The 14937-nt window shown below is 63.9% G+C and carries 16 protein-coding genes; all 16 read right to left on the reverse strand.

The genetic code is table 11. From position 1 onward, the window contains the following. Positions 1-7: 7 nt before the first annotated feature. Positions 8-211 carry a helix-turn-helix domain-containing protein gene (locus tag ACYQ2C_RS08090; protein WP_011927933.1) on the reverse strand — a complete coding sequence of 68 codons (204 nt, stop codon included), beginning with the start codon at positions 209-211 and terminating at the stop codon, positions 8-10. Positions 212-348: 137 nt separating this feature from the next. Further along, positions 349-888, reverse strand: a complete 540-nt coding sequence (locus ACYQ2C_RS08095) for a gamma-glutamylcyclotransferase family protein (protein ID WP_460101468.1) — start codon at positions 886-888, stop codon at positions 349-351. Further along, positions 885-1682: a hypothetical protein gene (locus tag ACYQ2C_RS08100; protein ID WP_460101466.1), complete on the reverse strand. Its 798-nt coding sequence runs from the start codon at positions 1680-1682 to the stop codon at positions 885-887. Before ACYQ2C_RS08100 ends, ACYQ2C_RS08095 begins: the two co-directional genes overlap by 4 nt. After that, positions 1667-2188, reverse strand: coding sequence for a DUF5049 domain-containing protein (locus ACYQ2C_RS08105; RefSeq protein ID WP_460101464.1), 522 nt, complete (start codon positions 2186-2188; stop codon positions 1667-1669). Before ACYQ2C_RS08105 ends, ACYQ2C_RS08100 begins: the two co-directional genes overlap by 16 nt. Before the next feature lie 11 nt (positions 2189-2199). Next, a complete protein-coding gene (locus ACYQ2C_RS08110; protein ID WP_460101462.1) occupies positions 2200-3162 on the reverse strand; it encodes an amidoligase family protein in 963 nt (320 codons plus the stop codon). 249 nt (positions 3163-3411) lie between these two features. Continuing rightward, positions 3412-3669, reverse strand: a complete 258-nt coding sequence (locus ACYQ2C_RS08115) for a VrlD (RefSeq protein WP_097010730.1) — start codon at positions 3667-3669, stop codon at positions 3412-3414. Positions 3670-3681: 12 nt separating this feature from the next. After that, complete coding sequence (locus ACYQ2C_RS08120; RefSeq protein ID WP_460101460.1) at positions 3682-7230, reverse strand: DUF4815 domain-containing protein; 3549 nt, start codon at positions 7228-7230, stop codon at positions 3682-3684. Positions 7231-7245: 15 nt separating this feature from the next. After that, positions 7246-7779: a hypothetical protein gene (locus ACYQ2C_RS08125; RefSeq protein ID WP_460101458.1), complete on the reverse strand. Its 534-nt coding sequence runs from the start codon at positions 7777-7779 to the stop codon at positions 7246-7248. Between the two features lie 12 nt (positions 7780-7791). Beyond that, positions 7792-8253, reverse strand: a complete 462-nt coding sequence (locus ACYQ2C_RS08130) for a hypothetical protein (RefSeq protein ID WP_460101456.1) — start codon at positions 8251-8253, stop codon at positions 7792-7794. A gap of 122 nt (positions 8254-8375) precedes the next feature. Further along, positions 8376-9365: a hypothetical protein gene (locus ACYQ2C_RS08135; RefSeq protein ID WP_460101454.1), complete on the reverse strand. Its 990-nt coding sequence runs from the start codon at positions 9363-9365 to the stop codon at positions 8376-8378. A gap of 10 nt (positions 9366-9375) precedes the next feature. Next, positions 9376-9966 (reverse strand): hypothetical protein, encoded by a 591-nt coding sequence (locus ACYQ2C_RS08140; RefSeq protein WP_460101452.1) that lies wholly within the window; start codon positions 9964-9966, stop codon positions 9376-9378. A gap of 10 nt (positions 9967-9976) precedes the next feature. Further along, positions 9977-10666: a hypothetical protein gene (locus ACYQ2C_RS08145; RefSeq protein WP_460101450.1), complete on the reverse strand. Its 690-nt coding sequence runs from the start codon at positions 10664-10666 to the stop codon at positions 9977-9979. Continuing rightward, a complete protein-coding gene (locus ACYQ2C_RS08150) occupies positions 10638-11612 on the reverse strand; it encodes a phage tail protein (RefSeq protein ID WP_460101448.1) in 975 nt (324 codons plus the stop codon). Before ACYQ2C_RS08150 ends, ACYQ2C_RS08145 begins: the two co-directional genes overlap by 29 nt. Continuing rightward, a complete protein-coding gene (locus ACYQ2C_RS08155; protein WP_460101446.1) occupies positions 11612-13021 on the reverse strand; it encodes a baseplate J/gp47 family protein in 1410 nt (469 codons plus the stop codon). The genes ACYQ2C_RS08150 and ACYQ2C_RS08155 overlap by 1 nt, the downstream gene beginning before the upstream one ends. Positions 13022-13120: 99 nt before the next feature. Beyond that, positions 13121-14038 carry a GPW/gp25 family protein gene (locus ACYQ2C_RS08160; protein WP_460101444.1) on the reverse strand — a complete coding sequence of 306 codons (918 nt, stop codon included), beginning with the start codon at positions 14036-14038 and terminating at the stop codon, positions 13121-13123. Continuing rightward, the gene (locus ACYQ2C_RS08165) at positions 14038-14928 is read right to left on the reverse strand and encodes a hypothetical protein (RefSeq protein WP_460101442.1); all 891 of its coding nucleotides are present in this window, start codon (positions 14926-14928) and stop codon (positions 14038-14040) included. The genes ACYQ2C_RS08160 and ACYQ2C_RS08165 overlap by 1 nt, the downstream gene beginning before the upstream one ends. Positions 14929-14937: the final 9 nt, after the last annotated feature.

A 14937-nucleotide genomic window follows, 5' to 3' on the forward strand; every position in this document is an offset into this window, starting at 1 on the left:
TCGCTCCTTACTGCTCGGTGTCCGGCTTATCGGATTTGTCAGCCGCACCGCCGGAACGGACCCATTCGTCCACTTCGTCTTGTTTAAACATCCAGCGACGGCCGACGCGATGACCGGGCATAGCCCGTTGTTCGATCCACTTGTAGACCGTCTCGTTGCTTACATTCAGATATTTGCAAATGTCATCGACCGTCAGCCATCTCTCATCCATAGCCTTCGTCCTTCGTTCATCATGTTTTCGGTAAAAGCCCGAAGGTCTCCGGGAAACCCGAAATCCGGACACAGTGCCGCAAATTAACCCCCACAAATTACATTGGCGGATTACCAAAATCAAGCGTTTTGTGCCGATTAGTGCCGAATTTTCCAAAAAACGGCCTGATTGTCGTTGGCGATCCGCTCGCCGTTTTGAGGCGCACGCATGATGTAAATCCATACGGCACATGGGGTTGCGCCTTGCAGTGAAGCCACCATCACCCGCTGGTACATGCTGTGCCCGCCGGGCCGGAAGCCTTCCAGCCGGTCGATGGGCAGCAGGTCGCGTTGCGGGTCGGTGAAGGTCACCAGCTCTCCGTGGATCAGATCCCAGTCCCCGGTCGGGCGTCCGAAGCGCGGCGTGCCGATCTCCTGCTGCCTGCGGGCGTCGGCCAATGGATCAACGCTGCCCCGGGCCAGGATCAGGCATTCCGGAACCTCGATGGCCGGGAAACCGGCGTGGAGATGGTAGAGCCTGCCCCAGACCACAGCCGGTTCGATGCTGCGGGCCTGGGAGCAGAAGCGTTGATGATTCCAGTAGCCCCGTTTCAGGGTGCCGTAGACGAAGAGCCGGAGGATGGTCTCGGGAGTGTCCTCCGGGTTTGTGTTCAGCTTCGCGGTGTCTCCAATGTTCATGCATTCACTCCTTCTGGCAGTGTCCCTTTGCGCTCCTGGGGTATGAAGCGGAATTCGATGTTTTCGATGGCCCGCACATCCTCTTGGCGGATGGTGAGCATGGTCATGGGCGGCACTTCCAGCTCGCGCCAGCCCTTCTCGTTGTCCACGGCAAAGTCGATGAAGGCGTCGTCCGAGGCGTAGAGAACCACCCGGTGCTGGCGGTGGATGCGCAGGCAGAGCGGCTTGTTGCCCTTGAGCACGGTGATGGTGCCGGGGTCGAGCTTTGATGCCAGCACGGCGCTCATCTGGCCGCGACAGAGGGCGAGCGCCTTCTTCAGGCCGTCCTGGTCGATGGGGCCTTCGGGCGCGAAACGGTCGGCCAAGCGGAAGATCAGCTCGCTGTCCACCTCGGCGTAGCGCGGCAGCCCGAGACGGCGGAACAGATAATCGGCGTTGTAGATGGTGCCGTTGTGGGTGCCGATGACGATCCCGGCCCGGATGGGATGGTTGTTGCGGTTGTTGAACTCGTTGCCCCGGGTGCGCCAGCGGGTATGCCCCATGAGGATGGTGGTCTCGTTGTCGACCTGCCCGAGCAGCTCCTGGAAAGGCTTCTCGTACACCAGCTCGTGCGCCCGCTTCGGCCGCTTGAAGATCCGGTGGCTGCCGTCGGTCTTGAGCCAGGCCAGACCGGAGGCGTGCGGGCCGCGCTCCTCGCTGTGCAGCAGCATGCGGATGAAGACCTCGCGCAGGTAATCCCGCTCGTCGGGCCGTCTGCGCTTGCGGCCGAAGATGATGCCTACTTGTCCGCACATGGAGCCGGGTCCTCCTTGCCGCCGAAGTTCTTGCCGAGCGGTCTCGTTCCTTCGAGGACGAAGGCCGCGTATTCACGCCGGTGGTCCGCCAGCCACTCGGCCACCTCCGGATAACCCATCTCGGCGGTCAGGCGGGCCACCTCCGGGTGGTCGAGCATGTTGGTGAGCCCGGAGAGCCGCACCGCTTCCAGGGCTTCGAGGAAGCGCCCCGGCCAGGGATCGCTGGCCTTGTCGTCGGGCAGAAACTCGATCAGGCCGTGCCGGGCCAGGCGGGTGAGAAACTCGGCGGCCGCAGCGGCGGGGTCCTCCGGCAGAGGCTGGGTCGGCCCGCCTTCGATGCCGGAGAGCACCTCGGTCATGTAGTCCCGGGGCGCTCGGCTGGCGGTGAACGGCGTCTGGCCGCGCATCAACTCGACAACTTCGAGGCAGTCGGCGGCCTGGATGGTTTCCCCGCTGCCGGGGATCGGTTCGCCGTCCAGCGTTGTGGAGCGGATCAGAATCTTCATGGGGCACCTCCTTAAACAGTGAGGCCGGGAACTTGCCCGGCCTCGTTGGTGAGAGTGGTGGTTTCGGTTTCGTCCGGAAGGACGTTCTCCGGTTTGGGCCGTCCGTTCTTGAAGGCGGCGTCGCCGGGCATGTTGGCCATCAGATGCTTGCGGGCGGTCTTGAACTCGTCGCCGATTAGGCCGAGGTGGAGCAGGAAGACCCGGAAGTCGTACTTGGCGCTTTGTGGATCGAAATCCCGCTTGCGGCTGGAGGCTGCCCGGCCGTTGAGCGCCTTGGCTGCAACCGCGAGGCAGAACTGCAGGTAGGCCTTGATCCGCCCCGCGTGAAGGGTCGCCTCGAACCAGCGGAACTCCACCGTGCCCCGGTACCAGACGTTGTGCAGGTTGACCCCGTGGTAGCGGCTGTTGTCGTAGTGCTGGGGCTGGCGGTTGTGGTAGCCGTACCAGATGCGGTTGAGCTGGTCCTTGGTACGGGGGCGATGCTGTTCGATGCGCTGGATCAGCTCGTCGCTGACCGGCCGGGTGTAGCGGTTGAGCCGGTCGCGGCTGATGCCGAGGGCGTGGAGGATCAGCGGCTCCTGCTTGTAGACGATCTTGGCCAGGTTACCCAGGTGCCTGCCGTCGAAAGGCGCGGCGTCGATATGGATGTGGATGCCGCACTGGCTGTTGATCTTGCCCCCGGCGCGGCGGATGGCCCGGACCGCCTCCTGCAGTTGCGGGATGTCGTCGTAGCCGAGCACCGGGCTGACCACCTCGGCCCGCAGATGGGCCGGGACGCTGGTCAGGGAAGCGTCCCCCACCACCTTCCAGACGCGGCCGCGCAGGTCCTCGACCTCCCAGGGGTCATAGCTGCTGGGGATGCCGACATGGCGGACCGTGCCGCCCACCACCGAGTGGATAGCCCAGGCGATCTGTTCCCGTGTGCGTTTTACGGTCTCGATCTCGATCCCGTAATGGATCTCTTTCAGGTTCATGCGTGCCTCCGTCGTTCATGGTGCTTATAAGTCGTTGTCTGGCAAGGCTTTTTAGCCTCTGCTTACACCATGAATGAATGCTTCTTTCCGGACACAAATCAAGTAGAAGAACAGCCGAAGCCGACATTTAACACGTTTATTTTCAATGACTTGCGAACTTGGCCGGATTGGGCGGCGCACGGGCAGCAGAAACCCCGGAACGGGCTGGCCGTATCCGGGGTTTCTGGGTTGGCGGTGGCAGTAAGCCGGTCAGCCGGAGGCGGTATCAGAGGTGATCAGGCTGGCGTGCAGCTCGAGGTTGCGCGACTCGTCGGCCCGCATCCGCGCCAGCAGCGCCGTGAAGGCCTCCGCTTCGTCGGCCGGGAGCTTTGACGCCCGTTCCAGCCGCGCCAGGCGCTGGTGCAGATTTTCCAGCAGGCCCAGGGCGTGGTCGCGGATCAGGCCGTCGCGCTTCTCCTGCGGCGTGGGGATGAACTCGGTCAGGCCGCCTTTGCGTCGAACGATCATGGCCGTGCCTCCTTAGCTCAGGGTCGCACCCAGCGAATGGATACGCGGGTAGATCAGCGGCGTGCCGGTCATCTCGGCCTTGTAACGGACCTTGTTGCCGGTGTTGTCGGTGAAGGTTCGCACCAGGGTGTACTCGGTCCAGTTCTCGTCGATGGGCCGGGTGTCCTGGATGGTCATCGCCTCCCAGGTCAGGCCGCCGTCGTTGCTGGCGAACCATTGCAGGGTGGTGCCGCTGGGGATTTGCATCTGCACGTAGGCCTTGGTCGATTCCACCCCCTGGGTCAGCTCGTTCTCGCGGGTCAGGTAGGCCCCGGTGGTCTTGTTAAGGTAGCCCACCAGGTTGACGTCGCGGTAGTTGATGGCCGGGGTGTCGTTGGCAAGCGAGCTACTCAGGCGCACGCGGATCTGGACCCGGGTGGCGAGGTTGGGCAGCCGTTCCTCCTCGGCGGGAACCAGGGCGTCCCAGGTCACGCCGCCGTCGGTGGAGTATTCCCAGTCGAGTCCGGTGCCCTGTGGGATGGCCGAGTATTCGTCGAGGTTGATGTCGGAGAACTGCACGCCGGTGATCGGCTGGAAGCGGATCATCCCCTCGGCCTGGAAGTTGTAGCCGTAGATCTTCATCGCCAGGTCGGAGCCGTTGAGCGGCGTCCAGGTCTCGGCGTTGGAGCTCTCCAGCAGCACACCTTCCATGTAGGTCTGGCGGGTGATGATGCCCCAGCGGCCCATCTTGCCCAGGGTGGCGGTGCGCACCTTGTAGTTGGTGCTGTTGGTCAGCAGCACCACGGCGTAGCTGGTATTGGCCTCGGCGTAGAACGGGTCATCGAAGCGAATGCGGGTCTCGCCGCTCAGGCTGATCTCGTTCGGGGCCAGCACCTTTTCGGCGAACACCACGCCGTTGGGCAGACCGGTGGTGACGCCGCGAATCTGCACCGTGACCGGGATGCTCGGGTCCCTGGCGGTGAACTGCAGTCCGATGCTGGAGATCACCTGGTTTTGGGTGAAGCTGAAGGTTTGGGCCAGCGGGTCACGGGGCACGAAGATGGTCTGGGTGCGCCAGACCACCTGCACCACGGGCACGCGGATGATGCGGTTCTCGATGATGCGCTCGATGCGGGTGATGACCAGCGGATCGTTGATCTGCAGGCTGGCCCGGGCCGAGTAGACGCCGTCGGCCATCTCCACGATGCGGTTGCCGTTGCGGGCGTTGGTCGGAATGGTGAAGGAGGCGCTGACCCGACCGGCCTCGTCGCTGATCAGGTTGCTGGCCATCACCTGGCCGTCGCAGCGCAGCACGATGCCGGACTTGCTCGGGGTGAAGTTGATGCCGGTGACGGCGATCCCGGTCTGGCCGCGCCGCCCGAGGTTGGGCGTGATCTGCAGCATGGCCGGGGGCTTGTCGAACACGGCGTAGGGGTTGATGTTCCGCTCCTCGGACCAGTCGTTCTGTTCCACCAGCACGGTCTCGTTGCCCGGCAGCAGCGCCAGGCTGCCGAAGAAGCTCGCGTTGCTGCCCGCCTGATCGACCGAGAGCACCGTGGAGTGAGGAATGCGGTCCGGCGCGACGAAGCGGGCGATCTCGTTGACCCGGGCGTCCCATTCGGCGTGGTAGATGTCCGACTGGGCGGTGTTCGAGAAGTCGTCCGAGTAGATGCCTTTCTTGGTCTGGGCGTCCCGGTTCTGCAGCTCGTTGTTCATCTGGTACTGGGCATCGTTGTACTTCAGATCCTCGACGTCCTGGATGATGTCGTGGATCTGGTCCATGGTGATGCGGGTCAGGCCGAAATTGCGGATCTCCATGTCGGTGGAGTTGGGCGGGCAGTCGATACTGCACAGCCCCAGGGCGTTTTCCGGCACGATGGGCAGCTTCGGGAAATCCGCCGGAGCCCCTTCGAGCCGCTTGATCTCGGTGGTGGTGGCGTAAACGATGTCGCGGCGGCCGAGGTAATAGTCGTAGTCCAGGCTGCAGTTGGAACCGTTCACCGGCTGGTCGCCGAGGCTGCCGCGCCCGAAGTTGATCACGTTGAGATTGCCCAGCTCGAGCTGAACCGGCGACATGGTGAGTCCGGCCGTGTTGGTGGCCGGAGGCGAAGCGGTGCCGATCTCCTCGACGCCGTCGTCGATGTAGGAGAGCGCCTCGCTGCCCAGCTCCATCAGGCGCTTGTAGTCGGTGCGTGCGCCGTTGGTGGCGGCCCGGTAGACGCGATAGCCGGTCGCGCCGCTGACCGGCAGCCAGGAGAGCTTGTTCATCTCCCCGGCTGCGGTGGCCCGGGCGATGACCGCAGCGGCGTTGAAGGCCGTCTCGCCGGTGACGTTGTAGGCGGTCACCAGATAGAAGTAGTTTCCGGCCGCCGGATGGTTGGCCTGCCCAAACCAGCCGCTGTCCACGTAGTCGGTGCCCTTGACCATCTGCTTGGTGTAGGTCCAGCGCACCGTGTAGGTGGTGCCGATGGCCGGTTCGTTGCCAGAGCCGAGCCAGTCGACATGGTTGCCGGACTGCTGCCAGTCCACGCCCTCCTGGAAGATGGTCGCCCCCTGGCTGACCTCGAGGATGTCCACCACGGGATTGGGATCGAGCAGGTCTTCGCCGCCGCCCACCGAACCGCGAGTGACGTTGCGGGTGATCTCGACGATGGCTTCCACCTGGGTCGTCTCCTTGAGCGGCGTGGAGTTGACCGGATAGCGGCGCTTGTTGATGTCGAAGGTCTTCTGCTCGCCGCGCACCGACTTGGTGGCGATGGATTTGGGCACCAGGGTCGAGGTGGGCAGATCGCGCTGATGCCGGAAGCCCTGGATGTAGGCGCGTCCGGCGTTGGTGATCGCCTCCACGCTGTCGTCGTCGACGCCGCCGATGAAGGTGTCGAAGCCCCGCACCAGATAGCTTCCGGCCTGGTCGAAGGTGCGCTCGGCCAGGTTCTGAATCAGTGAGTTGAGACCCTCGGCGGCGGCGAAGGAGAGCTGGTCCTCGGTGATCGAGGAGACGGTGATCCGGCTGCCCGGCAGCGTGCCCAATAGATCCCGCAGATAGAGGTTGGATTTCTCCTGCACCGTGGGCGTGACATCGCCGCTCTCGCGTTCGAATTTGTAGATCGGAATCACCCGGCGCTCGGTCACGTTGTTGGGCAGCGTCTGGCCGCTGGTGTCCGTCGCCTTGAGGGAGAGCGCCCATTTTTCCCGCTCGGCGGTAGGCTCGCCGGTGGCCGGATTGATCAGGGCCGGGTCCTGGGTGTAGCCGTAGTTGTACTTCAGCAGCTCCACATAGACGTAATCGGCCCCGCTGGTGGTGGCCGGGTCATAGGTCAGGGTCGCGCCGCTCACCTGTTCCAGATGGCCGTCGATGTAGACCACGCCCGGGGCCAGGGTCAGGACGTTGGCGGCCGCGCTGACCTCGAGGCCCATGATGATGGAGCCTTCCTTGAACAGGATGTCGGCGATCTTGCGCCGCTCCAGGTTGATGATGTCCTGCTGCTCGTTGAGTTCGGAATCCAGCAGGTCGCGATCCTGATGGTAGCGGATGCGCTTGTAGTTCTTGGTCGGGTCGAATGTCTCGCGTGAGATGCTCATGATTGAATCCTCCAGTTAGATCTTGATGATCCCGACCAGCTCCACGCGGGTGTCGGAAATCTTGTTGAAGTCGGGAATGTTCTTCACCTCGTAAAGGTAACCCGGGCGCAGCACCTCGCCGGTCGGATTGGTGTCCTGATGGAACTCGCCGCCCATGGCGAGATCCCCGGTGACGCTTTCCACGAACTGCACGTCGCCGCCGAAGAAGCCGTATTCGCGGATGGTGATGCCGTTGGCCTCGGCCTCGTCGAAGCGGAAGAAGACACCGATGGTGTTGGTCTCCTCGCCGGTTTCGAGGTAGCGCACGCCGTTGACCAACAGCGCCCCTTCGGCGTCCTCCTTGAGAAAGGTCCGCTTGTAGTAGCGCTTGCGGGCGCGTTCGTTTCTGAGCCCGGTCTGACCGATGTCCGGCGCGGGCGGATTCTGCGGGTCGGTAAAGCTGGCATCCCCGTCGCCGATGGCGCAGTGGGTGATGCCGTCCACGGCCTGGCCGAGGAGGAGTTTGGCCGTCAGTATCCGGCCGGTTTTGACGATGAGTCCCAGTGCCATTGCTGTTCTCCTTTAGGTCTGAATTTCGTGGTCTTGATCGATGAGCACCGCGAACAGGATCTGGCGCGTGTCGGCCAGCAGCCCGGCCGGGATCGCGATGCGCTGAACGGTGTCGGAGCGGCTGATGTGTGCGCCGGATGTCCGGACGCTGGTGTCGATACTCCGCAGCCAGGGGCGCGTCACCCGCACCGCCGCGTCAACATCGACGCCCAGACGGGCATGGACGACGAGCCACAGGTCGGCGCTCCGGTTCAGGCGGTTGTTCACGCGAAGCGCGAGGTCGGATCGACGTTCGAGCCGATGGGCGACCCGCATTGCGCTGTCGGCCCGAACCATCACCGTGCGCCTGGCAGGTGCCCCGGAAAACAGCTCGAAAAGCGCTCCGGGTTGCGCCGCTCCAATGGCGAGCAGTTCCGGCCGCCGTGTGCCTCTGCGGGTGGTGATGGATGCCAGTTGTCCCTTATGCACGGCCACGGCGAATCCTCCCGCTGAGCTTGAGCGCCTGGCCCCGGTTCATGGACATAAGCGTTTCCGGACGACGCTGGCCGGTGATCGTGCTGATGGGTTTGAGCTTTCCGCTATGTGTTGCCATGGGGTTATTCCTTCACCGCGCACCAGCCGCCGGTGGTCAGGTTGAACACGCGGTAGCTGTCAGCTCCGATTTGAATGGTGTCTTCCGAGGCGACGTTGCCGCCGCCCACGGAGAAGATCTCGATGAGTTCGCCGCGCAGTTCCTGGTAGGCGGCGGAACCGGACATCGAGGCGAGCCAGGGAAAGAGGATGGTGGTGCCGTAGCGCATCTCCGGATCGGTTTCACCCTGGAGCCCGCCATTTGCCGCGCCGCAGCGGCCCTGCTGGCCGGAGGCGGAGGTCCAGCCATCGAACTTGTTCACGGCGTAGAAGGTGCCCGGCGCGTTGTAGTAACTGTTGACGACCGGCTGCGGGTCCTCGCCGATCTTTGCCCCCGAGGCGTAATCCCGAACGAGGGCCTCCACAGTAATGGTGTTCGGCGTGGCTGCGGTGTCGATGGCGCTCACCCGCACGCGTTCGATGCCCGCGTCGTCCTTGATCACGTAGTCTTGTCCGGGTGTAACTACGGTAGCGTCGTTGACCTGAAGCACCACGCCGCTTCCGGAGGTGACCGCCGCCTGCGTGAGCGCGACGGCCCCGGACCAGAAGCGTTTCAGCAAGCCGCTATAATGGCCGTAGTAGGTGGAGACGAGCTTGGTCACCACGAAAACGTGATCCAGGTCGGCGAACAGCCAGAAGATGAAGTCGGCGCTGTCCTCCACCCGCAGATAGGTGTAACTGGTGTGCGAAGCCTCGTTGATGCCGGTGTGGGTGGCCGCGTCCCAATACTGGAATGCCGCGACGTGAATCCGCCCGGAGGTGGTGCTGATACGGAACTGCAGATAGACGTCCTCGGCTCCGGATTCTCCGAGCGACTTGAAAACGAAATACGGCTGCGGGTCGGCCGACTGATCGTCGTGCAGGGTCCAGCCGGTGGTGGTCACCAGAAAGGTCCGCAGTTGATTGAGCAGGTCGAGCCGACCGTGAGCGAGTCCTTGAATGCTGTGGTATGCCATGGCGGCCTCCTTAGAGAATCGGGTTTTCCGTGCCGGTCAGGCGCAGCTTGATGTCGAGTTTGTTTTGCACCGGCGTGCCCGGGAGCACGGTGCAGCGCCGCCAGAAAGACAGCGTCTGCTGGAAGGCCTTGTCGCCGAGATTCAGCGGTGCGCCCTGGGTGGCGGTGTCGAGTTCGGCCTGGGTCAGGGCCAGGCGGTACCAGACCGCTTCGTCGGTGCCGGTTTCATCGATGGGATCGAGCACCAGCCCGGTGTAGTCGTAGCCTGAATAGACGGTCGTCCCGGCGTCGTGCGCGGTCGGAGCGGTGTTGGCCACGCCCCGCTGCACAGTGAGATTGGCGGTGCCGCCGCTTTCGACGAGCATCTGCTCGCCGTCGATGATGATGAGTTCGCCGTCGGCAAAGCGCGGTTCGGCCAGGGCGATGGATGTCTGCGCTGCGTCGATGGCCGAGGCGAGGCCCGTCTGCTCGTTGGCGACGTAGAGTTGCCGATCCTTGATGTCGCCGTCGGTGCCGTTGTAGCTCTCGGCCTCGGGGCGGCTGAAATCCCCCTCGGAAATCTGCTGGGTCAGCGCTTCGTCAAGATAGAGATGTATGGCCATGGGTTCTCCTTCAGGTGGGCCACTGGGTGGCGCGATAGTTGTTGGTGGCGGCCTCGAACCCGGCCTGCGTCGGCGCGTGCAGATCCTGCTGACGGAACAGCCAGCGGTAGGAAGGCCGCGACCAGCGGAATCCGGCCTGGTTGAGGCGCATGCGGCTGACGCGCATGGGGCGGGTCCGATCCACGGAGAGACGCAGGCCGGTGGTGTTGAGCGGGCTCGCGCCCAGCTTCATGGTCTCGACTCGATGGCGCTGGAGAAAGCCCGTGTCCACATAGACTTCAAGCGAAGCCCGTTCGCCGGTCAGATTCGCATTGCTCAGATACCGGGTGTTCAGGGTGTTCGCGTTGAGCCGGAACACAGGCCCTCTCCGCCGCCATCGGTCGATCCGGTCGACGGCCAGGGTGACGTCAGCGTCGCAGCCAGCGGTGGAGGCGAACAGCAGATTGCTGATGCCGCCCTGGTTGGCGGTGAGGTCGAGACCGGCGTTGAGCCTGGCGCGGCCGAGCTGGAAGCAGAGGCGGTGCCGGGATTCCAAGGGCAGGCGCAGGTCGTACTTGGCCTCCGCCCGCTCGACCGATTCCGCCTGCGTATCGAAGAAGAAATCCTTCTGCCGGAAGCAGTAGCGCAGCGCGGTCTCGCCATGGGTCAGCGGCTTGCGGTTGAGATGGCTCTCACCCAGCCCGAAGCCGCTTTCCAGCACATCGCCTTCGAAATCGCGGCCGGTGTAGATGGGCGTGCAGAAGGAAACCCGATCCTCGCCCACGCGGGTGTACGGTTAATTGTGGCTCGCCCAACTCTATACTCTGAACCCGATCCTCGCCCACGCGGGTGTACGGCAGCCGCCAGTCGTTGAGGGCCTTGTGGTTCAGGCGCATCCGGTTCTGGCGGCCGTGAAAACGGGAGACCTTCACGGCGGCCCGATCGATCTCCGGGATCATCTCCGTGGTGCTGGTGAGCTGCAGCAACTCCCAGGCCCTCTGCTTGTTGGTCAGGTGACGACAGGAACCGAGCGAGGAACGTCCGAGGACGAAGGTTTCGTCGAGAAACGCCAGCACGATCCGGCGCACGGCATTGGCATGCCCGAAGTCGAGCATCGCGCCGCCTTCGATCCATTCCAGGAGGAACTGGAGCCAGAAACAGCGCGTGCCCGCCGGGTGATGAAACACCAGGGCGTCGCGCAGCCCCTCGGTCTGGTTGAGACACAGCACGCGAAACACGCCGAGGCTGAACACCAGCCCGGGCAGCTTGGCGCTGCTGAGTTTTGAGCGGGCATTGAGACGCAGCGCCGAGCGGAAGGTCTCCTGCAGTTCCCCCTGCCAGCCGAGCGTGTTGAAATCGCGTTCAATGGCCGGGATGGTGCCCTTGCGGCGATAGATTTCGACCGCCTCCCGCACGCGGCGGCGCTGGCAGTCCGGCGAACAGGTGCCGTCCACTTCGAGGCCGACCAGTCTCGCCAGCAGCGGCAAGAAGCGTTCGTCGCAATGATCGACGTCGAAGATGGTCGGGAAGTCGTCGATGGCCTGCTTGAGCTCGTCGAGCGTTCCGGCGGGAAGGCTCAGAAAGGTGCGCAGGTCACCGGCCTCGTCATTGTGCTCGTAAAGCGGCGGCAGCAGGCCGAGCAGATTGTCCTTGAACCAATCCGACATCAACCGGCCCTCCGCAGATCGAGGTTGACACTGCCGAGAACCGGGATTTCGCCGTGGCGCAGCTCGATGTCCTGCTGGGGCGCGTAGAGATGCATGTGGCTGACGCCACGCACGCCATCGATCAGGGCGACGAGGTCGGAGAAGTGAATGGTCTGCCCGAAGGAGACCCGGTCGAAGGAAAATAAATCGGTGAGCGCGGCTTCGATGCGGCTGCGCACGTTTTCCAGCGGTTCACCAGGCCAGATGTAGACCTCGGCGTCGATGGAAACGGGCCGGTAGATCGGGTCAAACAGGTTGATCTCGACCGTGATGACCTTGCGGCGCTCGAGAAACTCCGCGAGGTCCCGTTTGAGCAGCGCCGAGGGCATGCCGCCGCCATTGGGGGCGATGGCCAGTTGGACGTTGTAATAGCGGATGTTCTGACAGGCATTGGTGTCGAGCACCTTGGCCTTGGCGACGCCAGGGTAACCTTCGGCGAGCACCTGGTAATCCTCCAGGGTGACGGCCTTCCAGAGACTGCGCAGCTCCGCCGGTGCCTGTCGGCGAGCGTGTTCGAGGGCTTCCCGCGAAGCGCCGCCAGTGGCGGGCACCGGGTTGGTGACGGTCAGGGAGACCTGGCCGCCGTTCAGGTAGACCGGGCTCAGCAGTTGGGTGATCCGGTTCGGGCCGAGATTTCCCTGGTCCCCGATGGTCTGCAGATAGCTGACGGCGATGGAGCTTCCCTGAGCGGGTACAGCGCCGCTTTGGCCGTCGCCGAAAATCAGGGTGGAGATGTCGAGGGCGTCCAGGTCGGCCATGAAATGGCGGCTGTCGGCCAGGCTGTCCTGGAAGTGATCGACCTCGCTCCAGGCGTCGTCCCCCACCGTAACGGTGATGGTGCCCTGGGCGATGACGTCGCCGGTCAGGCGGATGCGCTGGAATGGCAGCCCCGTCGACGTGAAGGTCTCGGTGCGGCGCACGCCTTGCCGGGCCGGAATATCCACCGAGAGCACGCCTCGCGGTAGCAGGCCGTCCTCGACCGTCTCGAAATCCGCCTCGCCGTCACTCAGCAAGGCGCGGCAGGCCGTCCCCGCCGGAATGGTCAGATCCTTGCCGAGCGGGGCGGAGAGCCGGAAACGCAGCGTGGTGGTGGAGGCCACCGGTGAATCCAGCCGGTAGCCGATGAGCTTGCAGAGGTTGATGACGTTCTGCCGCTGGCGGGCCGTGGGCAGGAAAGCCTCCGCCGCCTGGGCATCCAGGTAGTAGGCCAGCATATCGCCCACGCCGCAGAACAGATCGAGCAGGACGACGCCGAGATCGGAGTGGTTGAAATCGGTCCAGCGGTCGGTGAGCTGCGGGATCTTCGCCAACAGCTCCTGGCGGATCGATTCGTAATCCTTGTTGATGTATCCGATGCTTGCGCGGCCCATGGTCTCTCCGGTTTTCGGCGGTTATGCGAGAGCGCCTGATGCTCTCGCCACGCCGGTTACTTACCGGAAGGGGCCTGGATGTGTCGGAGGCGAGAGGCCTCAGAGCGGGCCGCGCAGTTGCCAGACGGGATTGGGCTGTCCGGAGGTGTTGTTGAGGTAGTGGGATTCCTTCTTGCCCTCGAAATAGAATAGACCGATGCGGCCCGGCTCCAGGGTGGTGATCCGGTGAACGGTGCCAGCGGTGTTGTCTTCCGCCTGACTCTGGGTGTCGAAGCCCAGACCGCTCGCGGCCAGATAGAGGGCGTGCTCGGCCTGGGGCGCTTCCGTTTCAGGCGCTCCCTCGAAGACCAGGTAATGGCCGTGATTGTCACCCGGATCGCTAACGATCCATTTGCCGTTGCGGTCCTGAAAGGCTCCCTCGATGTAGGCGATCTCGTATTCTCCGGCTGGCCAGATGAAGGAATCGTCCGGATCGGGACTCATTTCGGCCGCGTCGAACCAGAGCAGATTGAACAGTGAGCGCACGTCCGGCGACAGGCGCACGTTGCGCACCGGCGGTGGTTCCGGCTCGGGTTCCGGCTGGGGATAGCTGGGCGCGGGATTGTTCGGGTCTTCTCTGTAGAAGGGATAGACCAGGTTGCCGTCCACCTGGCTCTGGATCACCCGGTAGGCGATATGTACCAGCAGCAGGTTGCCGTCGATGTTCAGCGGCCTGTCGTCGAAGCGCACCTCCGTGATGATCACCCGCTTTTCCCAGCGCTTGATGGCGTCGATCACGTAATGGCGCAGCAGGCCCTTGAGCACCTCGTCGTTCTGTTCGAACACCAGATCCTTCAGCCTGGAGCCGAACTCCGGATTCATGAACCGTTCGCCGATCCGGGTGCCGAGGATCTGCAGGATGCTTTCGCGGATGTGTTCGTGCTCCCGCGAGGTGGCGGCCGAGATCTGGGTGCCGCCGGATACCGACTGAAACCGGAACGGGTAGCGCAATCCCTTGCCGAGAAAGTCATAGCTCATCAGGTACGCTCCTCGCAGTCGATGCCACACTGTCCCGAGCAGCCATTTTCCGAAGTGTCGTCGTCGATAGCTTCTCCCTGGAAACGGATCACCAGATCCAGGCCGCTCTTGAGCCCCAGGTGAATGGTTCCGTCCGCCTCGATCAGCCCGCCGTGGCCGGACTGGCCGCACTGGAATCCTTTGGCTCCCCCGGAAAGCAGACGGACGGCGATGGTTTCGCCGATGCCCTCGATGCGGCCGATGCCGATGATGTCGATTGGTCCGGCCGGGTTGATCAGGGTGATGAACCGCTCCCGGTGATCGACGTCGAGACGGATGCCCTCGGGCAGATCCACCGCGAAGCGTTCCGCGCTCATGGCGGTCGGATCGATCCCGGCGGGCAGTCCGCTGATACCGGCTGCCTCCTGGGTCGCGCTCAGATAGGACTCGACCAGGGTGTAAAGGCGTCCCGGGGCGACCTCGACGGCCGTGCCGGGTCCGGGGGTGACGACCTGCTGCTCCCCGGCGTCGATGACGCAGATTCGCTGATCGTCAGTGGTCCGCAGGATCATGCCGTCGGGCAAGGTGAAGAGCCGGTTGCCGTCCGGCAGATCCCGGGGTTCGGTGCCCGCAGGCAGTTCGACGAAGGGATAGAAATCGGGCTCCGGCTCGACCTGTACTTGATCCAGATACTCCTGCGTCCTGGCCTGCTGGGCCTCCAGATAGGCCTGGGCCTGGCCGCGCATCGCCTCCGAGGCGGCGTGACCGGCCTCCAGCAACGTGCGGATGCCGGAAAGCTCCTCACGGATGCCGGACAGGTGATCGCAGAGCGCCCGCAGCACATACTGCTGCTCGCCGGAATCGGTCTGCTCGATAGTGGCCTGCAAGTCGGCGGGTTCTTCGGAAATCATCGACAACCT

Source organism: Sessilibacter sp. MAH3, assembly GCF_054658275.1.